Genomic DNA, 20,909 nt, shown 5'->3' with positions numbered 1-20,909 from the left:
CGGGGACGGCCTGGTGTGTGGCGGGGGGTGGTGTGGTTCGTGGGTTGGGAACGGCCTGGTGCTCGGCTGAGAGCGGCCTGGTTTCGTGGGCCGGGAACGACCTGGTTCATGGGCGGAGCAGGACCTTTCCGACCTTCGGGTCGCCGGACCCCACCAGTTCGATGGCCGCCGGGAACTCGGCGAGCGGCAGCTCGTGCGTGACCAGCGGCAACGGGTCGAGGAGCCCGGCGCCGAACACCCGCACCGTGTGGGCCCAGGCAGTCGGCGGCGCCCCGAACACGGTGTGCACCTCCAGCTGTCGTACGACGAGATCGGTGGGGTCGAGACCCTCGGCGCCCGGCGCCGGGATACCCGTGAGGACCAGGCGTCCGCCACGCCGGAGCAGGGAGGCGGCGGTGCGCGCGGCGGACGCGGACCCGGCGGTCTCGATGACCACATCGAAGTCCTCGGGCAGTACCTGTTCCTTCGTACGGAAGTCGGTGGCGCCGAACGTCCTGGACAGCTCCGCGCGGTCGGGACGGGTGCCGACGACCAGCAGTTCGGCCGGGGAGCCCGCCGTGAGGAACTGCACGGCGAACATCCCGAGCGTGCCGGTGCCGACGACCGCGACCCGCTCTCCGGGCAGTGCGGCCGCCTTGAGCGCGGCGGCCGCGATGCACGCGGCGGGCTCCAGCAGGGCCGCCGCCGTCAAGTCGGCCTCGTACGGCAGGACATGGAGGAGGCGGGCGGGCAGGGTGAGGGTGGCGGCCATCGCGCCGGGCCGGGTGAAGCCGGTCTCCTCGTACCCCGCCGTGCACAGCGTGGTCTCGCCCGCGTGACAGCGGTCGCAGACCTGACAGTTGCGGAAGCCCTCCCCGACGACCTTGCGCCCGACGAGAGCGGGCGGCACCCCGGCACCGATCGCGTCCACCGTCCCGGACCACTCGTGGCCGGGGATGAGGGGGTAACGGACGTACCCCTTGGGCCGGTTGCCCTGGTAGACCTCGCGGTCGCTGCCGCAGATACCGACGGCGTGCACGCGCACAAGAGCCTCGCCGGTATCCGGCCGCCTGGGCTCATGAACGGTCAGCCGGTGCTCGCCCGGGGCCGTGACGAGGACCGCCTTCCCCGTACTCACTGAGCGCACTTCGGCCTCCGCTGCTCCCAGCCGTCCGCCCACAGGTCGAACCGGGCCTGCTGCTGCGGGAATTCGGCCGCCGCGTCGACGTCCAGCTCGACACCGAGGCCGGGCGCGTAGGAGAGGTGGAAGTACCCGTCGACGACCTCAGGGGCCCCCTTCACGACCTTCTTGATCTCCGCGTCCGCGAAGTCGTTGAAGTGCTCCAGAATCTTGAAGTTCGGCGAGGAGAAGCCGACTTGGAGGGAGGCGGCGGTCAGGACCGGCCCGCCCACGTTGTGCGGCGCGACGAGTATGTAGTGCGCCTCGGCGGTGGCGGCCAGTTTCCGGGCCTCCCAGATACCCCCGATGTGACCGACGTCGGGCTGGATGATGTCGACGGCCTGGCTCTCGAACAGCTCACGGAACTCGATGCGGTCGTGGATGCGTTCGCCGGTGGCGAGCGGGATGTCCACCTTGGCGGCGACCTTCTCCAGTGCCTTGAGGTTCTCCGGCGGAACCGGCTCTTCCAGCCAGGCGGGTTCGAAGGGCGCGAGTTCGCGGGCGAGCCGGACGGCGGTCGAGGGCGAGAAGCGGCCGTGCATCTCCAGCATCAACTCGGTCCCGGGGCCGATCGCGTCGCGCACGGCCTCGATCAGCGAGACGGAATAGAGGGTGGCCTCGTGGTCGAGCTCGAAGTGCCCGGTGCCGAAGGGGTCGATCTTGAGCGCCTTGTATCCGCGCGCGACGACCTCCTGAGCGGCCTTGTGATAGGCCTCCGGGGTCCGCTCGGTGGTGTACCAACCGTTGGCGTACGCCTTGACCTTGTCGGTGACCGTGCCGCCGAGCAGCTGCCAGACGGGCACGCCGAGCGCCTTGCCCTTGATGTCCCAGCAGGCCATCTCGACGACGGCGATACCGGACATCACGATCTCGCCGGCCCGGCCGTAGTCGCCGTACTTCATCCGCTGGACGAGATCCTCGACAGCGAAGGGGTCCGAGCCGAGGATGTGGTTGGCCTCCGCCTCGCGCAGATAGCCGATCAGCGCGTCGGTGTGGCCCAGCATGCGGGTCTCGCCGACTCCGGTGACACCTTCGTCGGTGTGCACCTGGACGTACGTCAGGTTCCGCCAGGGCGTCCCGACCACGTGTGTGCTGATTCCCGTGATGCGCACGGCAGTTGCCCCCTGTGCTCTTCGTCTCTGTTCGAAATTTCGTCATCCGTTCGAAATGTTGGCGTGACAGTAAGGAAGCAGCCCGGGGGGTGTCAATGGGTCGAACGCTCAACGGTTTCGATGTGATGCGCGAGGGATGCCTGGGGATGTTGGGAAATGTGCGAGGGCGTCCCCAACTCGGCCACCGGAACGGGTGGTTCCCCACAGAACATTCACAGCCGTGACTATGAACGTTACCTGTGGGGAACTTAGTCTTCCGGCGTCATGGACTACTGCCTCCCGTGCCACAGGCACCTCAATGGCGCCCTTGCATGCCCGGGGTGCGGCACACCGGCCGAAAAGGTCCGCGAACACGCGGACGCGGTCGAATCGCGTCCGAAAGCGGAGGACGGTGTCGACAACGGGCACGATGACGACGACACGGGTCCCCGTGGGCGGCGTCGGGGTTCCGCCGCGGGCGGGGGCAGCCGCCGGGACCGGAAGGCCGCCGCGCACCGGCGAAGGCGCCGTGGAGCCCTGATAGTCGGCGCCGGCCTGCTTCTCGCCGCGGGCGGCCTGAGCCTCGCCGAACTCGGCGTGGAGGCCCCGGGGTCCAGCCCGAAGGCCGCGACGGCCGACGAGTCACCCGAGGGAGGCGCCAACACCCCGGCCGAGACCGCCCTGCCCATCGATGACACGGCAGGCTCCACCGGCGCCTCGGCCGGCGCCTCACCCTCGGCCTCGGCCTCCGAGTCGGCCTCGCCGTCCGCATCCGTATCCGCCTCGGAGTCCGCCGAGGCGGAGGACGGCGATGAGGGTTCGGCCTCAACGATCACCACCCCGGAGACCTCGGCCCCCGAGTCCACGACACCCACTGAGACCTCCCGGCCCCCGAGCACCGACCCGACCTCGGCCGACCCGACACCGGAGCCTTCACCTTCGAAGTCGTGCGACCAGATCTTGTGGTGGTGCGCGTAGGGGTTTTCAGCCTGTCCGGCGTTTGAGGACGGGCGCGTCCAACGCGACACGGGGGTCTGGGGCGGAGCCCTCAGGAGCAAGGGACGGGTGGGGGTGGAGGGGGCGAAAACCCGGACCACAGCACTACGCGGCGAGCATCCGCTGAAGCAGCCCTCGCAGCGACACCCGCTCCTCCCGCGACAGCCCCGCCAACGGCTCCCGCGCAAAGCGGAGTGATTCCCGCAGACTGCGAGCAACCCGCAGCCCCTCCTCCGTCGCCGCCGCCAGCTTGACCCGGCGATCCGAAGGATCCGGCCGCCGCTCGACCAGCCCCCGCACCTCCAGCCGGTCCACGATCCCGGTGACATTGGACGGTTCACACTTCAGCTTCTGCGCAAGCCGCCGCATCGGCAGCGGCTCCAGCGACAGCAGGCTCAGCAGCCGCGCCTGCGCACCCGTCAGCGCATGCTCACCGGCGGCTTCCTCGTACTCCTCGTGATATCGCGCCACCACCGTGCCGATGAGGTCGACGACCTCCAGCGTCAGCGGGTCGATACGGGGGGTCTTCTGCGTGGCCATGCGCTCCAGAGTACCCCGTTACTTGACATCATGAAATATTCAGGAGCATGGTTGTTTCAGGTGCTGAAATACCTGAGCCGTCAGAGCCGCAGACAGCACCCGCAGCAACCCGTAGGAAAGGCGCCCTCCCATGACCGACACCCCCCAGCTCCCCGCCGTCAGCCGCGAATGGCACCTGGTCAGCCGCCCGGAAGGCTGGCCCAAGCCCGAGGACTTCGCCCTGGTCGAGGCCGAGGTGAAGCAGCCGGGTGAGGGTCAGGTGCTGGTACGGAACAAGTACCTCTCCGTCGACCCGTATATGCGCGGCCGCATGAGCGCCGCCAAGTCGTACGTCGCCCCCTTCGAGCTGGGCAAGGTCATGCAGGGCGGCGCGGTCGGCGAGGTCGTCGCCTCCAACGCCGAGGGCATCGAGGCCGGCGACCACGTACTGCACTTCCTCGGCTGGCGCGAGTACGCCGTGGTCGACGCCAAGCAGGCGGTCAAGGTGGATCCGGGGGCCGCGCCGCTGAGCACGTACCTCGGTGTGCTGGGCATGACCGGCCTCACCGCGTATGCCGGTCTCCTGCGCACCGCCTCCTTCAAGGAGGGCGACTCGGTGTTCGTGTCGGGCGCCGCCGGCGCGGTCGGCAGCCAGGTCGGCCAGATCGCCAAGCTCAAGGGCGCCTCGCGCGTCATCGGCTCGGCGGGCTCCGACGAGAAGGTCAAACTGCTCATCGAGGAGTACGGCTTCGACGCCGCGTTCAACTACAAGAGCGGCCAGGTGCACGCACAGCTGCGCGAGGCCGCCCCCGACGGCGTGGACGTCTACTTCGACAACGTCGGCGGTGACCACCTGGAGGCGGCCATCGGCCAGCTCAACCGGGACGGCCGCATCGCGATCTGCGGCGCGATCTCCGTCTACAACAGCACCGAGCCCGTCCCCGGCCCGAAGAACCTCGCCCGCCTGATCCAGACCCGCGGCCGTATCGAGGGCTTCCTCGTCGGCGACCACTACGATCTGCAGTCGCAGTTCGTCCAGGAGGTCGGCCCCTGGGTCGCCTCGGGCACGCTCAAGTACCGCGAGACGGTTGTCGAGGGCATCGAGAACAACCTGGAGGCGTTCCTCGGGGTCCTGCGCGGCGACAACACCGGAAAGATGATCGTCAAGCTCTGACCTTTGCCCGCCGTTCTGCTGGGCTTCCGATCCCCGCCCTTCTACTGGACTTCCGGCATGCGGTAACTTCTTTCCATAATCGTCGCGATCGCGGGCGCGAGTCGCGGCGGACCAAGGAGGAACGCACCGTATGTCCATCCAGCAGTCAGACGTCCTGTACACCGCCGTCGCCACCGCCGAGAACGGCCGCGACGGCCGAGTAGCCACCGATGACGGCAAGATCGACGTCGTCCTCAATCCGCCCAAGGAGATGGGCGGCAGCGGCGCCGGGACCAACCCGGAGCAGCTGTTCGCCGCCGGTTACAGCGCCTGCTTCCAGGGCGCCCTCGGCGTCGTGGCCCGTCAGGAGAAGGCCGACATCTCCGGCTCGACCGTCACCGCGAAGGTCGGCATAGGCAAGAACGAGGACGGGTTCGGGCTCATCGTCGAGATATCCGCCGCCATCCCGAACGTGGATACGGCGACGGCCACGGCGCTGCTCGAGAAGGCCCACCAGGTCTGCCCCTACTCGAAGGCGACGCGCGGCAACATCACCGTGACGCTCGTCTGACCGCAGTCGTTGCACACGACGGAGGCCGCACCCCAAGGACGTGGGGTGCGGCCTCCGTCGTACGGGCCCTGCTACTGCGGAAGTGTGAGCAACGCCCGGGCCACCTGCGGGAATTCACCCTTCGGATGGTCGCGGAAGAGCGGTTCCGTCCCGAAGAGGACCGCGTGCGGACCACTGACGACGGAAGCCTGGCCCCCCGCCGCCGCAGGCCCGGCCGTGCCGTCGGCCAGCGCGCGCCAGTGCCCGGAGACGAGCGGATCGCCCGTCGCGTACGACTGTTCCACGCGGACCCCGGGGCCGAGGTCGGTGAACCAGAGTGGGGCGTAGACGAAGCTGTGGTCGGGGGCGCCTGCGGTCACCGCGCCCGAATTCACCACCCGTACAACGCCGTTGGCGTCCCCGTCACCCGCCACCGGCCTGACGGCGAGCAGCCCTGTGGCGGCGTTGAGGGCGGCGCCGGTGGCTCCGCGCCCCACCAGGCCATGGGTGTCCAGGAAGGCGCCCAGCGCGGCCCGTGCGGACGCGTTGAGGTCCGTGTGGCTGAGCCCGGATGAAGCGAACAGCACATCCGCACCGGACCAGTTGAAGCCCGCGTTGAGGATGGCCGTCGACACCGGGACCACGTCGAAGTTCATCTCGCGCAGCGCGAACAGCTCGCCCGGGGTGACGGCGGCGGCGACCCGGGTGAGACGCAGGGGAGTGCCACCGGTCACCTTCGTCGCGTCGAAGGCGACGTCGTACCTGCGGGCGGCGACGACGGCCTTCACCCGGGCGGAGGCCGGCACGATCGCACTGCCGTCGGCGGCCTGCTGTACCGAAACTCCCTGCTTCAAGAGGGAGTTGAGGGCCGCGATCTCCTGCGGGTCGTCGAGGCGGAGCCTCAGGTCGCCGCGCGGGGCGACGTACCCGACGTCCGTGGCCGCGCCGACCGTGCGCAGCGGGACGGCCGCCAGACTGGTGCCGCCACGCACGGGCGTGACCGTCGCGCCCCACAGTCGGCCCAGGCTCCACCCAGAGATGTCGTACATCACCGACACCTTGTCGCTGATGTCCGTCCCGTCCGCCAGCAGCACATTGGCCATCCCGCGCTTGGGCTGACGCAGGTCGACGACGTAGCTGCCCTTCGCGTACGACCGTCCCGCGAGCCGGAATCCGGCGGTCGCGCGGGTGACGCGCACGTCGTTGGCGAGGAGGTGGTCGACGAGGCGGGCGGCCGCGGTCGCGGAGCGCTGTGTGGCGCCGCCCGGAATGACGTACGCGCGTGGGAACTCGGTCGTGTAGACGTCCTCGGGGCCGATGCCCGGGACGCCGGGGACCGTCTCGGCGGAGACCGGTACCTGCGCGGCTCCGGTCACGCCGCGCCGGAAGACCTCGATCTGGTCGGCGATGAGCGAAGTCCGTTGCGCCTGCGCGAAGTCGAGGGTCGCGCGCATGGCGGCGCCCGCGACAGCGACGTTGATCGCGGAGCGCCGCTTCAACTCGACGACCGGCAGCGACTCGTAGGCCGCGTTGTTCACCTGCATCGGGATCTCGACGGTGTGCGCGGCGACCGTGCCGTGGAACGCCGCGTACTGCGGTGTGAAGATCGGCGGCCAGTCGTCCCAGCCCTCCTCCTGGTCGCGGAAGGGGATCTGGGCCGGCTCCACACCGTCGGCGGCGGGTGTGTAGCCGAGGCCGTTGACGGCGGCCTCCATGCCCAGCGCGTTGGCGTAGGTGTTCTTGAGGAACAGGTCGTACTCGTAGTTCTCGCCGTGCGGCGGGGTCGTCGGCTCGATCAGTGTTCCGTTGACGTAGCCGTGCAGGTCGACCATGACCACGGGCTGCTTGTCGATGCCGATCTGGCGGATCGCGCGGGCCTCGGGCTGCGAGGCGGTGACGAAGTCCCGGTTCAGGTCGAAGCCGTTGGCGTTGGCGCGGGTGCCCGCGATACGGCCGTCGGGGTTCGCCGTGATGTTGAAGTACAGGCGGCTGTGGGCGAGGAGGTCGGCGGTCTTGCCGTCCTTGGCCGTCGCGAGCTGCTCGATGAGCCCGAGAGCCGCGTCCGTGCCCTCCCACTCGTTGCCGTGGATGTTGTTGTTGAAGAAGACGGGAGTCTTGTAGGTCTTCTTCACGGCCGGGTCCTTGGCCGCCGACTGCGGCGCGTTCTCGATGAGTTCACGCATCCGCTCCTGGGCGCGCGTCTCACGGGTGGACTCGGGCGCGGTGACGGTGACGAGGTAGAGGCGGTGGCCCCCGGCCGACTCGCCCGCGACCTCCACACTCACCCGATTACCCAGCTCCTGAAGGGAGTTCAGCTTCGGGGCGATCGCGTGGTACGGGGTGAGGCCGAGCTTGATGGACTTGTCGGCGGGGTTCACCGGGTCCGGGGTGAGGACCTGTTCACGGGGGTAGCCGGCGGGGGCGCCGGAGAGGCCGGTGACGGGGGTGGCGAGGGCGTTGAGGGCGGCGCTCGCGGAGTTCCTGGCGGCGCTGTTCCCCGCGGCGCCGTCCTGTGCGGAGCCTTCGCGCACCGGCGGGTTGCGGTCCGCGGTGGCGCTGTGCGGGGCGAGCAGGAGTGAGCCGGTCGCCGTGGCGATGACGGTGGCGGTCAGGACAGGTCTCGGTAGGCGCACGCGTCGTACCTCCTGGGTGATGCCTGCGATCGGCACAGGGTCGGTACGGCGAGGTGTACCTGTTCGACTCTCCCGCAACAAGAGGGCGTTTCCGTCACGCATGCCGTCACACACGCCGTCATGGATGCCCCTGGTGGCGCATTCCGGGCAGGTCGGGCAGGGCATGCTGAGTGCAACGGCCGAGCGGTACGCGCGTGGCGAGGAGAGCCCCGATGTCCCCGATTCCATCGCTTCCCAGCAGGCAGGACGTACTGCGCATGGCGCGCAGCACGACCGACATCACCGGCCAACTCCTCGACACGGCCGGGAACATCACCAGAATCGCCGTCAACACCTTTGATCCCCGCGACGGTTCGGGCGCGGAGGCGCTGCGTGTCCTGCGTGAGACCACGGCCGGGCTGGCCGAGGCGAGTGCGTCGCCGCAGGCACAGGAGGCCTTCTACCGGATGGTGGACACGCTGACTCGGCTCGGCACCAGCGGTGCGCCGCTGGCGGCACATCCCGTGAGCGAACCTGCCCAGGTGCTGCTCGCCGCGCTGGGCGACAGCCTGCTGCCGGTCCTCGACGCGGTGGCGCCCGCGGTCGAGGAGGCCGCCGACGCGCTGGGCGAGCTGGTCGACGCGGGCTCACCGCTGCTGCCCGCGGCGGCGGGGATCGCCGCGGGCCTGCTCCTCGTACTGACTCCGGTAGTACGGGCCGCCGCGGACGTCCTGCGCGACACGTCCCCCGAACTCCGGCGCATCGCCGAGGCGTTGACCGCCACGCTGGCTCCGCTCGTCCCGCTCCAGGTGGCCCTGGCGGAACGTGCCGCCACGGTGGGGGCAGGGGTCGTACGCGCTTCCCTGCCGCCCCTGGCCGACCTCACCGAGACGGCGGCTGCCGGCGCGTTGGCGGCCCGCCCGCTTTTCCTCGCAGGCGAGGAGTACCTCGTCTCCGGCCTGGAACACCTCCAGCCGCTCCTTCTGGCCATGGCCTCCCGGACCGGCCGCGTGGCCCGCTCGGCGGCGGTCCGCGTCTCGGCGGCGGTGTCGCCCGCGGTGGACCGGGGGGTGGTGGTGGCGGTGACACCGGTGTGACGGGTGATGTCACGTGAGCGGTTCGAGTAGAGCCAGTCGGTGTAGCGGGTGGGTGCGAGCGGTTCGAGTAGGGCCACTCGGTGTAGCGGGTGGTGGCGAGCGGTTCAGGAGAGCCAGTCGGTGTAGCGGGTGGTGGCGAGCGGTTCAGGAGAGCCAGTCGGTGTAGCGGGTGGTGGCGAGGTGGGCGTCCTTGTCGGTGAGGACGTCTCCCTTCACGACGGCGAACATGCCGGCGGTGGGGTCGGTGACCACGGTGCGGCCGTCGGGCTTGTGGGACAGGGTGATCCGGCCCAGCTCGTCCAGGGTGAAGATCTCGGGGCCGGCGATGTTGCGGATGCCTCCCAGCGGGGCGCCCGCGGCGACCTCCGCCACCGCGGCGGCCACGTCCTTGGCGGCGATCGGCTGGATCGGCGTGGCGGGCAGCCGGACGGTGTCGCCGTCGGTGGTCCACGACAGCACCGCGTCGACGAACTCCATGAACTGTGTGGCGCGGACGATCGAGTAGGGGATCGGTCCGGCCGCGAGGATCTCTTCCTGGAGCGCCTTCGCCCGGTAGTAGTCCAGCTCGGGGACCTGGTCCACGCCGACGATCGAAAGAATGACGAAGTGCCGGACGCCGCCCTTCTGCCCCACGGCCAGCAGGTTGTCCATCGAGGTCCGGAAGAAGGCCGGGGAGGCTTCGTCGAAGGTCGGGGAGTTCGTCAGGTTGACGATGACGTCCGCCCCTGCGGCCGCCTCGTCCAGGCCCTGGCCGGTGATGACGTCGGCTCCGGTGGACTGCGAGTGCGGTACCGCCTCATGCCCGGCGGCGTTCAGATTCCTGACGACCTGCGACCCGATCAGCCCGGTACCGCCGATGACCGCGAACTTCATGACATGCCTTTCGCTGGGATGGTATGTCCGTAAAACCGGCACATGGTCTCCGTGCGGGCGCCGCGCGGAGACCGAACCCGGACACTTTCTATCCGAGAATATACTCGGACTCATGCTGTCCGAGTCAAGTGGGTCTGGTTAGAGTGATCGAGTGAAGATGTCCGGCGGAGTCGAGTGGGCCCTGCACTGCTGCGTCGTGCTCACATCGGTCGACGAGCCCGTCCCCGCGACCCGCCTGGCGGAACTGCACGACGTCTCGGCGAGCTATCTGGCCAAGCAGCTGCAGTCCCTCTCCCGCGCCGGACTGATCCGCTCGGTGCAGGGCAAGTCGGGCGGTTACGTACTCACCCGGGAACCGGACTCCATCACGGTCCTCGACGTCGTCGAAGCGGTCGACGGTCCCGGCCCGGCCTTCATCTGCACGGAAATCCGCCAGCGGGGTCCCCTGGCCACCCCGCCCGAGTCGTGCACCGTACCCTGCGCGATCACCCGCGCCATGAACGGAGCGGACGCGGCCTGGCGAGCGTCCTTGCACGCCGTCTCGATCGCCGACCTGGTCCAGAGCGTCGGCTCCGACTACGGCCCCGGCGCGATGGCGGGCATCGGCACGTGGCTGACGACGCCGGACGCGTGAGCGCCGACCTGCACGACACTCAGGCCGGTCCCGCGAGGTGCGGCGCCGGACTCCGGAGGGGGACACCTTTGAAGAATCCGTTCGACGACGGCGGCCCGCTGGACAGAGCGATGCCCTACATAGGCTTGGCCGCATCGACTTGCCTGCTGGTTCAGGGCGTGCGCCTGTACATCTCGGGAAGCACCATCCTGTGGGCCCTCGCCGCCGGCGCCGTGTTCCTGGCCGCGAGCTTCGACATATACCGATCCCTACGGAAACCGAGGCTCACGCGCAAGCCGCAGTAGGTCATGCGACTGTCGGGCCGCATCGGCTGAGGAGTTCCTCGTCTCCGGCCTGGAACACCTCCAACTCCTCCTCCCGGCCAGGGCCTGCCGCGCCGGTCGCCGGCTCGCTCGACGGCGGTGTCACGGTTCCCGCATGGCCACGAGGTCAGGCAAGTTGGCCGTGCGATACGTATCCGCCGTGCTGGTCGTGACCATCAGCGAGCGGCTGTGACCAGCACGGCCGCAACGCTCCCTGGACCAGCTGCACCCTGCGGTCCAGAACGGCCGAATGAATCCCGACGGACGTCTCCCGCGTGTCCGCAGTCCGCAGTCCGTGCGCGGGTGGAGAGGCTCCCAGCCAGATGTGTCCGCGGCACGTCACCGACGAGTCGTTCTGCTGCGCTCATCGGATGTACCGCCACCGGCGATGCTCCGCGAGCCTCGAGCCCTCCACGACAGCCATCGCGGACAGCAGACCGAACCGTCCGCGATGCACGCAAACGCACGGACGCCGTCCTGCCGGACCTGCTCAAACTGAGGTGGCTGTGGCTCGTCCGCAGGGACGAAGGATTGGCCCTTAAACGCTGCGGCGCAGATCCCGGGTCTCCGGCAGTCGCTGGAGTCCGGCCGACTGGTACGTGGCGACGGCCGCGGTGTTGGAACTCGGCGTGATCACGAGGACGCTGGATGAGCCCAGTCCTTGGAGTGTGCGTGCCGCGGCAAGGTTGATCGCTCGACCGTAGCCGTGGCCGCGGTGGTCCGCGTGGACGCCCATCGGCTCGATCACCCCCGGTCTGCCCTCGCCCGCCGACCACACCGTCACGGCCGCTACAGCGTCGCCCTGGTCGTTGCGGGCGAGCAGGCAGCGCGCGTCGGCGTACGGCGTGCCTGCCGCCATCGCGTGCCAGCGTTCGTCGGTGAACGTGGACCTGTCGAACGCCGACTGCTGGACCGCGATCCGCTCGGGCGCCTGCTCCGGCCCGACCACTTCGATCCGTACGCCGGGATCCGGTACGGGCCTGCCGAGGTCGCGGCGAAGCGGTGTCCAGGGCTCGTCGCTTTCCCAGCCGCCCCGCATCAGCACGTCCTGGACGAGAGCGCCCGGCGGGGCTTCCACGTACGCCTTGCCCTCGGGCAACACACCCCGCCGCGGTGTCGATGCGTCCTCGGCCACCCGCTGCGCCAGCTCGTCATCCTGCAGTGCCGCCGGCGCGATCGCCAGCCGCAGCAACTCCGGTCCGTCCAGCAGCCCGACCGCCAGTAGATCCCCTGCCCGGCTCCACGTCCGAATGGCCTCCGCCGTTCGCTCCGCGCCGAATCGCCAGAACCAGCCGATATCACCCGGGTGCAGTTGCGTGGGCCCGTCGTCGGACTGCCACTCGCTCAACGCCCTGAAGATGTTGTCGAGTTGGTCGACCGCAAGCGTGCTCGTCCTGATGGCCATCCCCCGATTGCACACCAACTGGCCGGTCCTCCGCACCCGAAATTCCTGCCCCTGAGGCTCAGCTTTCCTTCAGTGCGGGTTGCACCCACATGAGGTGGGCAAAGGTTCAATGAGCAGGAGGCGCTGCGTTGCCAGGGCATACCGAGCGCGGATCACTGCGCGGATGAAGTGCTCCAGCGCAACTTGTGCAACCCGCAAGGTAGCTGAGCATGCCCCGGCCATGGACTCCCTCCGCGCTGGTCCCAAGCAGTGCCAACGCCCGCGGCTGAGCCTGCTTCCCATACAGACCACCGGAGAGGGCCAACCTCGACCCGCCTCGAAGGCGGCAGTCACCCCACACGATGAGCACTCCTCGCCCGGTACCAGCCGACCGGGGCCGGACTCGGCGCAGACTTCCACCTGCGCGCCCACGCCACCCGCTGGGGACCCGGACACCGACAGCCGAGACCCCTCTTCCACCGGGGCGAATACCCAGCCCCGCCCAGGAAAACCTCAGCTCATCAGTGACGCTAAAGTTCCCCCATGCGCGACTTCGGGGTGGGGTTCAACTACTTGGTGCAGGGGCAGCGGTGGGTGGGGAGGCATGGGAAGCAGTATGGGTTCGGGCTGCTTCCGGGGCTGATCACACTTGTGTTGTACGCGGGGGCGCTCGTCGCCCTGGCGGTGTACGGCGATGACCTCATCGGCTGGGCCACCCCGTTCGCGGACGACTGGAGCAGCCCGTGGCAGGGCCTCTTCCGCGGCTTCCTGACCGTTGTGCTGTTCGCCCTCGCTCTCCTCCTCTCCGTGGTCACCTTCACCGCGGTCACCCTCCTCATCGGCCAGCCGTTCTACGAGAACCTCTCGGAGAAGGTCGACCGGGACGTCTCCAAGGACGGCACGGCCCCCGAGTCGGGCCTGCCGCTGTGGCGGGAGCTGTGGATCTCGGCCCGCGACAGCCTTCGTATCGTCGTGCGGGCGGCCCTGTGGGGCATCCTGCTCTTCGCCCTCGGCTTCATCCCGTTCGTCGGACAGACGGCCGTCCCGGTGATCGGCTTCTTCGTCACCGGCTTCTTCCTCACGGAAGAGCTGACCGCGGTGGCGATGCAACGCCGCCGCGTCGACCTCCGCCACCGCCTCACCCTCCTCCGCTCCCGCAAGACCCTGGTCTGGGGCTTCGGCACCCCCCTCGCCGTCTCCTTCCTGGTCCCGTTCGTCGCCGTCTTCCTGATGCCCGGCGCGGTCGCGGGCGCCACGCTGATGGCCCGCGACCTGCTGGGCGAGGAGACGGCGACGGACGGCGACCGGGACAGGAACGGCGCGGACGATCAGGAGCGGGCGTCCACGGGCTGACCCCCGGCGCCCACCGCCCTGGTCAGGAGCGGCGCCCACCGTCCCGGTCACGAGCCGGCGTTCACACCACGCTCAGGACGCCGCCTCCACCGCCACCGTCAAAATCGTCCGCACCTGAGCGATGATGTCCAGCCGGTTCTGTACGAACTCGGCGTCCGTGACCGCCCCGGTCGCCGGGTCCGTGTTCCCCGTGCCGAACTGCAGCACGGGCGTGTGCACATGACCGCCGGGCAGACTGTCGTGCAGGCCGAGACGGTCGCGCAGCAGCGTCGCGCGATAGGCGATCTCGTTGGAGAGGTAGTCGCCGCCGCCCCCGGCGCGAGCCGTCGAACCCGGCGTCGGGCCGGTGGGACGTACGACAGCGGTGGTGCCGCCCGCCGGGATCTCGGTCACCGACGTGTTGTCGTACACCGGGAAGCGGCCCGTGTTCGCGGCCACGATCTCCGCGTACGGAAGGGTCGTTGACGTCCACTGCGGCTGTGAGGCCGGGTCGGTGACCGGGACGGTCTCGGGGACCCCGGTGTTGAGGTTGTCGCCGAAGCCGCCCCGCCAGGCCCCGTTGGTCCGCTCCACGTCGAACCGGCCCACGCGGCCCTGGCTGACGGTGGTGAACAGATCCACCTGCGGCAGAGCCGACCGCAACGCCCGCTCGACCATTCCGTCGGTGAAGTCCTTCCAGCGGACCGGGAACATGGCTGTCTCGATGCGCGCCGGACCGTCCGCGGTCTGGATCGTCGTACCGTCCAGGGCGAGCGCGCTGGCTCCGGACGGGTTGGAGATCCGGATGTCACGGTCCAGCGTGAACGGATCGAATCCGGTGACCAGGATCCGCTTCACGCCCTTGGCCTGGGGATAGCGGATGGCGTCCTGACCACGCGAGGACACCTCCAACTTGCCCAGCAGCTTGTCCCGTTGGGCATCCGTGAGCGCGAACTCCGGCTCCCACTCGCGCACTTCACGCGTCATGCCGAGGCGGGCCCAGTACAGCGGTCGGTCGTCGTCCCGGCTCAGGTCCCCGCCCGCCGGACCCCGGCCCTGCGCCCGGTCCACGGCCCGCTGCCACAGCCGCGCACCCTGCTGTACGGCGGCACGCTCGGCCTGCGCGTACGAGTCGGCCCGCTCCAGCGCCCGCGCGAACTCCGGTGCCACGGTGTCGAATCCGGAACGCCGCAGGATTTCCTGGGGCGCGGCCTTGTCGAGCCGCAGCTCCTCCACAGTGGGGGTCTCGGCGGCCGACGGGGCGGCGGAAGCGGTGGGCGCCACCGCCAGCCCCGCCACCAGGGTCAGTCCGACTGCGCCGATCCGAGTACGTATGTGATTCAAGGGAGTTCTGGCCTTCCGCCGCTGTGGGGTGCTGCCGGACAGCGGAAGTATCCCGTGACGCGTGGGGCGTACGCCATCGTAAGAAGATCCCGGCCCGCGGACGGCCGAGGCAGGATGGAGAAGGAGATGTCCAAAGACCTCGCCACGCGCTTCAACCAATAGTTCGACCGTCTTCGACAAGCGCTTCAACCAGGACTTCAACGTGGAGGTGTCGCCGTGGCGGAGACCGAGCAGACCCCGTCGGACCGGACTCCGTCGGACCTTCACAGTGAACAACCGGGTCTCCCAACGTGCCCTGCGCGAGCTCTACTTGGCCCCCTCGAGGCCATCGTCCAAAACGCCCGCCCCCAAGGCCGGTGCCACCCCTTGGTACGCCTTCGGACACGGCCTCGGCTACACCGACTGGACGTACGAGTCGATCGAGGTCGACGGCAGGACCGCCACGATCCGCGTCCGCAACTCCGGCGAGCGCGCCGGGCGTGAGCTCGTCCAGGTCTATCTGGCGCCGACCGAACAGGACAGCGGCCGCCCGGCCCGGTGGCTCGCCGGTTTCGCGGGGGTGGAGGCGGGACCCGGCGAGAGCGTCGAGGCCGTCGTCGAAGTTCCGCGCCGCGCCTTCGAGGTCTGGGACGAGACGGCGAACTCGTGGGCATTTGTGAAGGCTTCGTACGAGATCCAGGCAGGACGCTCGATCGCGGACCGCCGCGTCGCGTCGGGCATTACCGTCTGACCCAGGACGAGCCGCCCTCCTGAACAGTCCCGGTCCGGAACCTGACAGACCGGGCCGGGGCTCGGGAAGAACAAAGAGCTCAGAGTCCTGGAACCACCAGCCCCTCCGGGGACGGCGGGGCGATAAGCGGTTGTCCTGGGTCCGGGGCTGGGGCAGGATCCGGGCATGACTCCTCAGCTTGTACGGAAGGGCGGCCTCCGCCCCGGCCGTTGACCGGCCCCGCCGTCGACGCGCGGCCCACCTTCTTCGCCCACGCGCTCGCCCTGAGCGCCCTGTACGGCACCGGTCCCTGGCCGGACGACGGGCGGCCCTATCCCGATGAGCCCCCGGGCGGCGAGCAGGCCCTCATGCCGAGTGTCGTCCTCGACTCCGTCCGGGCCGAGCACTTCGGGATCGGTCAGGACAGCGACGCCGTCGCAGGACTCGCCCGCCGCATCGCGGACCTTGCCGTCCCCGGCCTCGACCTCACCACCAGCCCCGACACCGATCTCGGCGCCGCCCAGGAACTGCACGACTGGCTCGCCGGGGGCGGCGCCGACGCGTTGTGCACCGCCGACCGCATCGGTCCGGCGCTCAAGGAGCGCGGGGTCAGACGCGGCCCCGTCGGAGCGATCGGGCGGTGGCTCGCCGAGACCGGCACCCACCGGGCCGCCGTGAAGACCGGGATCGTCCTGGTCGGCCTGGCCGGTGACACCCGCGACCGCGAACTCCTGCTGCTGCTCGGCTCACTCGACGAGTTCACGCTGTACGCCGCGGTCGCGCTGCGCCGCACCCTGGACGAGCCCGACCAGGCCCTGCACGCCCTGGGCCGCAGCGTCACCGGCTGGGGCAGGATCCACGCGGTCGAGCGCCTGCAGGGCACCCAGGACCCAACCATCAAGGGCTGGCTGTTGCGCGACGGCTTCCGCAACGGCGTCATGAACGAGTACCTGGCCCCGCTCGCCGCCACCACCGGCGGCCTGCTCGACGCACTCCTGGAACCCGCCGACCGTATCGACGAAGCCCTCCTCGAAGGCGCCGGGGACATCCTCGCCACCCTGGCCAACGGCGAGGGCGGTCCCACCACCGGGCTTCGCGAGTACCCGGACGCCGTCTCCGCCCTCGGCCGCTACGCCGAACTCGCGGCGACCGCACCCCGCACCCTCACCCGGCTGGAGGCCCTGCTCAGCATCGAGCGGTACGTACGCCTCAAGGCCCCGGACGGCGACTGGGAGCCGGCCGCCGTCACTGAACTGGCCCGCAGATACGCCGCGTTGCTGGCCCTGCCCGACTGGGACGAGCTGGTCCTCACCCACCTCTCGGACCCGGTCCGCCCCGACTTCGGCCTGGGTATCTGGGTCGCGGGCAGGCGGGGGCTGCGGCCGGTGCGCCAGATTCTGGACCACTTGGAGCACGAGCCGCTCGACGCCCATGCCTGGCACCACCTCCTGCGGGACGCCCGCCCGGCGGACCTGCCCCCGATCCTCGCCGCGGCCGAGCGTCTCCTCCCGCTGGCGGAGCTGGCGAACGGCCCCGGCGACGACCTCGGCCTGGGCCGTGACCGCATCGTCGACCGTGTCCTCGAACCGATCGTCCAGTCGCTCGCCCACCATCCGGGCCACGGCTGGCCCATACTGCGCGCCGCGCTCCTGAACCGGGTCACGCGCAACCGCCGGGCGGCCCGGCGCACCCTGCGGGCCTGGCCGCCCGGCTCCCTGCCTCCGGAGGCGGTGGAGCTGCTGGCCGCACCGGACTGTGTGCCGGAACCGGAACCGGAACCGGAAGGGCAGCAGGAATAGCCGGTCGGGACCTCGGGTTGGTGCGGGCATGACGATCAGCGATGCCCCATCCGTGCCGCCCGAGGTCCTGCGCTACACCGCCTTCTCCACCGACCCGGCCGGCGGCAACCCCGCAGGAGTGGTCCTCGACGCCGCCGCCCTGGACGGAGCCGCGATGCTCGCGATCGCCGCCGAGGTGGGGTACAGCGAGTCCGCCTTCATCACGCCGCCGCCCCCGGAGCTCGCCGACGGCCCCGGCCGCGCCTACAGCATCCGGTACTTCAGCCCCAAGGCCGAGGTGCCGTTCTGCGGTCACGCCACCGTCGCCACGGCCATCGCCCTCGCCGAGGCGGGCGAGATCTCCGCGTCCGGCACCGGCGACCTCGTGTTCGCCACCCGGGCCGGCATCGTCCCGGTGACCGTCGCCCGGGTCGACGGGCAGCTGCGGGCCACGCTCACCAGCGTCGAGCCCGCGGTCGAGGAAGCCGGTGAGGCCGATGTCGCGGAGGCACTGGCCGCGCTCGGCTGGACGGCCGCCGATCTGGACCCGGCCAGTGAGCCCCGTATCGCCTTCGCGGGAGCCCGCCATCTCGTACTTACGGCCGCCACCCGCTCCCGGCTCGCCGACCTCGACTACGACTTCGTGCGGCTCGAAGCCCTGATGCACCGGCTCGACCTCACCACCGTCCAACTGGTGTGGCGGGAGTCGGATTCCGTCTTCCACGTCCGCGACCCGTTCCCGGTGGGCGGCGTGGTCGAGGACCCGGCCACCGGGGCCGCGGCCCTCGCCTTCGGTGCGTACGCGCGCGAGCTGGGCCTGGTCCCGGACGCGGCCGTCCTCACCCTCCACCAAGGTGCGGACATGGGCCGCCCCGGCCTGCTGACGGTGGAGCTCAGGGCGGGCGATCCACGCGTACGGGTGTCCGGTGCGGGAGCCCGGATCCCCGACCAGGCCTGACCAGGGCCGGCTAGTCCCGCACCGCGAAGTCATAGACGGTCTCCGACCCGTACACCCCGCCCGGCCGCAGCTCGGTGCTCGGGAACCCGGGCCGGTTCGGGGAGTCCGGGAAGTGCTGTGTCTCCAGCGCGATGCCGTCGCCGGGCGCGAAGGGCACCGAGCCGTCGAGATGGTCGGCGGTGTAGAGCTGCAGACCGGGCTCGGTGGTCGCCACGGTCAGTACGCGCCCGGATGCCGGATCGTGCAGCTCGGCGACCTCGACGGGCGTCTCGGTCGGCCCCTTGTCGAGCACGAAGTTGTGGTCGTGTCCGGCGCCCACTTTCCGCGCCTCCCGGAAGTCGAAGCGGGTGCCCGCCACGTCCAGGAACTCGCCGGTCGGGATGAGGTCCCCGTCCACCGGAGTCAACCGCGAGGCGGCGATACGGAGTTCGTGCCCGCCCGCGCTCCCCGCGCCGCCTCCGCTCAGGTTCCAGTACGTGTGGTTCGTCAGGTTCACCACGGTCGGCGCGTCCGTGACCGCCTCGTACGCGATCCGCAGCGCGCCACCCTCATCCAGCGTGTACGTCGCCGAGACCTCCAGGCGCCCAGGGAAGCCCTCCTCGCCGTGCGGAGCGACCCGTGACAGCCGGACCCCGTGTTCGACCGCCTGCGCGTCCCACACGCGCTTGTCGAAGCCGTTCTCGCCGCCGTGCAGGGAGTTGGTGCCGTTGTTCTGGGCCAGGTGATAGGTCCGACCGTCGAGCGGGAAGCGGCCGCCCGCGATCCGGTTCGCGTACCGCCCGACCAACGCTCCCAAGTACGGCTCCGGATGCGCGAGATACCCCGCCAGGTCCGGGAAGCCCAGCACCACGTCCACGGTCGCCCGATCCCGACCCGGCACCTCGACCGACTGCACGATCCCGCCGTACGTCAGGACCCGCACCCGTACACCGGAGCGCTCCAGCGTCCAGCGGTGGACCGGGGTGCCGTCCGGAAGGGTGCCGAAGAGTTCGTCGTACATGATCGGAAGCCTAGGCCCTTTCGTCACCTTCCCGTCTGCCTCGCGGCCCTCCGGGCGACGACGGGAATGTGACGACAGGACCTAGGTCAACCGGTCGCGATCGAGCGGCCGGCCGGTGCGTCACGGCCTGGTCATGCCCGCATCGGCAGAGGACGGGTCGGCGGGTCACATGTATGGGCGGCCTCCGCGTGCAGCGGCCCCGTGCCGGCCCGAAGAGGTGTGGCCGGGCGGGCATGGCGCACCGCGACCACTTCGGCGGCGATGGACAAGGCGGTCTCCTCGGGGCCGAGCCCGCCCGGATCGAGGCCGACAGGAGCCCGCAGACGTGCGAGTTGGCGCTCCGTCACACCTGCCGCGATCAGCGACCTGCCCCGCTCGGCACACGTATGACGTGACCCGATGGCCCCCACATAGGCCAGCGGACGGCGAAGTGCTTCACACAACAGCGGGATATCGAACCTGGGGTCGTGCGTCAGCGATACCACGACCGTGTCGCGATCGGTTCCCGCGCTGCCGAGATGCCGCGCCGGATGGTCGACGACGACTTCATGGGCGTACGGGAATCGTTCGGGAATGGCGAATACCGCACGCGCGTCGCACACGGTCACGCGATATCCCAGAAATGCTCCGATCTGGGAGAGCGCCCGTCTGAAATCCACGGCCCCGTACAACAGCATCCACACGCGGCGGTCCGGCTACCTCAAGGTGCGCGACCGCCAGTCCTACGAGTTCGCCCTCGCGTCGGCGGCCGTCGCGCTGGACATCAGGGGCGGCGTCATCCGCGGTGCCCGCGTGGCGGTCGGCGGAGTCGCCACCGTGCCGTGGCGGTTGCCGAAGGTGGAGCGCGCGCTGGTCGGCAAGCGCCCCGGGCGCAAGACCTGGACGGACGCGGCCTCCCACGCCGCGGACGGCGCGACCGCGTTGTCCGGGAACGCGTTCAAGATCACGCTCATCGAACGCACCGTGCGCCGTCAGCTGATGACGATCGGAGGGCAGTGATGGCCGACACCGTTGTGGGGCAGGCGCTCTCCCGCGTCGACGCCCGGCTGAAAGTGACCGGCGCCGCCACCTACGCCGCTGAGCACCGATTCGAGGGGCTGCTGTACGGCGTCATCGTCAACAGCACGGCGGCCCGGGGCACGGTGTCAGCCATCGACGTGGACGCGGCCCGCGCCCACCCCGGCGTGGTGCGCAACGCCGACGTTCCCGAACTCGACGCCACCTTCATCAACACCGAGGACCCTCAGGCGGACCCCATCGGCGTCAAGGGACTGGGCGAGATCACCATCGTCGGCGTCCCGGCGGCCATCGGCAACGCGGTCTTCAACGCCACCGGCAAACGCCTCACCGACCTCCCCATCCTCCTGGAGGCCCTCCTCTGAGAAGTCCTACGGCGAGTTGATGTCATCCGGTCGCTG

Annotated in this window: 19 protein-coding genes and 2 pseudogenes; 12 read left to right on the top strand and 9 right to left on the bottom strand. The window is 70.2% G+C overall.

Annotated elements, in window-relative coordinates; all coding sequences use genetic code 11:
• Nucleotides 1–106: 106 nt before the first annotated feature.
• On the bottom strand, nt 107–1,126 hold the full coding sequence (locus ACFWP7_RS26390) for a zinc-binding dehydrogenase (protein WP_384385625.1): 1,020 nt from the start codon (nt 1,124–1,126) through the stop codon (nt 107–109).
• Nucleotides 1,114–2,271 carry a mandelate racemase/muconate lactonizing enzyme family protein gene (locus tag ACFWP7_RS26385; protein WP_384385622.1) on the bottom strand — a complete coding sequence of 386 codons (1,158 nt, stop codon included), beginning with the start codon at nt 2,269–2,271 and terminating at the stop codon, nt 1,114–1,116. The genes ACFWP7_RS26390 and ACFWP7_RS26385 overlap by 13 nt, the downstream gene beginning before the upstream one ends.
• A gap of 264 nt (nt 2,272–2,535) precedes the next feature.
• On the opposite strand from ACFWP7_RS26385, the gene ACFWP7_RS26380 reads away from it, so the two are divergent.
• A complete protein-coding gene (locus ACFWP7_RS26380; protein WP_384385619.1) occupies nt 2,536–3,228 on the top strand; it encodes a hypothetical protein in 693 nt (230 codons plus the stop codon).
• Between the two features lie 123 nt (nt 3,229–3,351).
• Here ACFWP7_RS26380 and ACFWP7_RS26375 read toward each other — a convergent pair whose 3' ends face one another.
• Nucleotides 3,352–3,786: a MarR family winged helix-turn-helix transcriptional regulator gene (locus ACFWP7_RS26375; protein ID WP_384385617.1), complete on the bottom strand. Its 435-nt coding sequence runs from the start codon at nt 3,784–3,786 to the stop codon at nt 3,352–3,354.
• Nucleotides 3,787–3,916: 130 nt separating this feature from the next.
• On the opposite strand from ACFWP7_RS26375, the gene ACFWP7_RS26370 reads away from it, so the two are divergent.
• Entirely contained in the window at nt 3,917–4,939 is a 1,023-nt protein-coding gene (locus tag ACFWP7_RS26370) for an NADP-dependent oxidoreductase (RefSeq protein ID WP_384385615.1), read from the top strand.
• 130 nt (nt 4,940–5,069) lie between these two features.
• Nucleotides 5,070–5,489: an organic hydroperoxide resistance protein gene (locus ACFWP7_RS26365; RefSeq protein ID WP_384385612.1), complete on the top strand. Its 420-nt coding sequence runs from the start codon at nt 5,070–5,072 to the stop codon at nt 5,487–5,489.
• 71 nt (nt 5,490–5,560) lie between these two features.
• Here ACFWP7_RS26365 and ACFWP7_RS26360 read toward each other — a convergent pair whose 3' ends face one another.
• Nucleotides 5,561–8,203 carry a M14 family zinc carboxypeptidase gene (locus tag ACFWP7_RS26360; RefSeq protein ID WP_384385609.1) on the bottom strand — a complete coding sequence of 881 codons (2,643 nt, stop codon included), beginning with the start codon at nt 8,201–8,203 and terminating at the stop codon, nt 5,561–5,563.
• 110 nt (nt 8,204–8,313) lie between these two features.
• On the opposite strand from ACFWP7_RS26360, the gene ACFWP7_RS26355 reads away from it, so the two are divergent.
• The gene (locus ACFWP7_RS26355) at nt 8,314–9,177 is read left to right on the top strand and encodes a hypothetical protein (protein ID WP_384385606.1); all 864 of its coding nucleotides are present in this window, start codon (nt 8,314–8,316) and stop codon (nt 9,175–9,177) included.
• Nucleotides 9,178–9,321: 144 nt separating this feature from the next.
• Here ACFWP7_RS26355 and ACFWP7_RS26350 read toward each other — a convergent pair whose 3' ends face one another.
• Nucleotides 9,322–10,050 carry an SDR family oxidoreductase gene (locus ACFWP7_RS26350; protein ID WP_384385603.1) on the bottom strand — a complete coding sequence of 243 codons (729 nt, stop codon included), beginning with the start codon at nt 10,048–10,050 and terminating at the stop codon, nt 9,322–9,324.
• Nucleotides 10,051–10,207: 157 nt separating this feature from the next.
• Between ACFWP7_RS26350 and ACFWP7_RS26345 the strand changes: the two genes are divergently transcribed.
• Both ACFWP7_RS26345 and ACFWP7_RS26340 read left to right on the top strand, forming a co-directional pair.
• Nucleotides 10,208–10,684, top strand: a complete 477-nt coding sequence (locus ACFWP7_RS26345; RefSeq protein WP_384385745.1) for an RrF2 family transcriptional regulator — start codon at nt 10,208–10,210, stop codon at nt 10,682–10,684.
• A 68-nt stretch (nt 10,685–10,752) separates the two neighbouring features.
• Nucleotides 10,753–10,968: a hypothetical protein gene (locus tag ACFWP7_RS26340; protein ID WP_384385600.1), complete on the top strand. Its 216-nt coding sequence runs from the start codon at nt 10,753–10,755 to the stop codon at nt 10,966–10,968.
• 556 nt (nt 10,969–11,524) lie between these two features.
• Here ACFWP7_RS26340 and ACFWP7_RS26335 read toward each other — a convergent pair.
• Nucleotides 11,525–12,391: a GNAT family N-acetyltransferase gene (locus tag ACFWP7_RS26335; RefSeq protein ID WP_384385597.1), complete on the bottom strand. Its 867-nt coding sequence runs from the start codon at nt 12,389–12,391 to the stop codon at nt 11,525–11,527.
• A gap of 522 nt (nt 12,392–12,913) precedes the next feature.
• Here ACFWP7_RS26335 and ACFWP7_RS26330 point away from each other — a divergent pair.
• Nucleotides 12,914–13,723, top strand: coding sequence for an EI24 domain-containing protein (locus tag ACFWP7_RS26330; RefSeq protein ID WP_384385594.1), 810 nt, complete (start codon nt 12,914–12,916; stop codon nt 13,721–13,723).
• 72 nt (nt 13,724–13,795) lie between these two features.
• Here the strand turns inward: ACFWP7_RS26330 and ACFWP7_RS26325 are convergent, their stop codons facing one another.
• Nucleotides 13,796–15,046, bottom strand: a complete 1,251-nt coding sequence (locus tag ACFWP7_RS26325) for a pyroglutamyl peptidase (RefSeq protein WP_384385591.1) — start codon at nt 15,044–15,046, stop codon at nt 13,796–13,798.
• A gap of 349 nt (nt 15,047–15,395) precedes the next feature.
• Here ACFWP7_RS26325 and ACFWP7_RS26320 point away from each other — a divergent pair.
• The 3 genes and pseudogenes from ACFWP7_RS26320 to ACFWP7_RS26310 all read left to right on the top strand — a co-directional run.
• A pseudogene (locus ACFWP7_RS26320) lies at nt 15,396–15,776 on the top strand (fibronectin type III-like domain-contianing protein); the annotation flags it as partial.
• A 209-nt stretch (nt 15,777–15,985) separates the two neighbouring features.
• Nucleotides 15,986–17,554, top strand: a complete 1,569-nt coding sequence (locus ACFWP7_RS26315; protein WP_384385589.1) for a hypothetical protein — start codon at nt 15,986–15,988, stop codon at nt 17,552–17,554.
• A gap of 28 nt (nt 17,555–17,582) precedes the next feature.
• Entirely contained in the window at nt 17,583–18,491 is a 909-nt protein-coding gene (locus tag ACFWP7_RS26310) for a PhzF family phenazine biosynthesis isomerase (RefSeq protein ID WP_384385586.1), read from the top strand.
• Between the two features lie 10 nt (nt 18,492–18,501).
• On the opposite strand, the gene ACFWP7_RS26305 is transcribed toward ACFWP7_RS26310, so the two are convergent.
• Nucleotides 18,502–19,491: an aldose epimerase family protein gene (locus ACFWP7_RS26305; protein WP_384385583.1), complete on the bottom strand. Its 990-nt coding sequence runs from the start codon at nt 19,489–19,491 to the stop codon at nt 18,502–18,504.
• Nucleotides 19,492–19,622: 131 nt separating this feature from the next.
• Entirely contained in the window at nt 19,623–20,168 is a 546-nt protein-coding gene (locus ACFWP7_RS26300; RefSeq protein WP_384385581.1) for an XdhC family protein, read from the bottom strand.
• 10 nt (nt 20,169–20,178) lie between these two features.
• Here ACFWP7_RS26300 and ACFWP7_RS26295 point away from each other — a divergent pair.
• Together ACFWP7_RS26295 and ACFWP7_RS26290 are read left to right on the top strand one after the other, a co-directional pair.
• Nucleotides 20,179–20,490, top strand: a pseudogene (locus ACFWP7_RS26295) (FAD binding domain-containing protein); the annotation flags it as partial.
• The gene (locus ACFWP7_RS26290) at nt 20,490–20,873 is read left to right on the top strand and encodes a hypothetical protein (RefSeq protein WP_384385578.1); all 384 of its coding nucleotides are present in this window, start codon (nt 20,490–20,492) and stop codon (nt 20,871–20,873) included. The pseudogene ACFWP7_RS26295 and the gene ACFWP7_RS26290, both read left to right, overlap by 1 nt.
• The last annotated feature ends 36 nt before the right edge of the window (nt 20,874–20,909 follow it).

The organism is Streptomyces sp. NPDC058470 (assembly GCF_042721055.1).
GTDB lineage: Bacteria > Actinomycetota > Actinomycetes > Streptomycetales > Streptomycetaceae > Streptomyces.
This window is presented reverse-complemented; position numbering and strand designations above follow the sequence as displayed.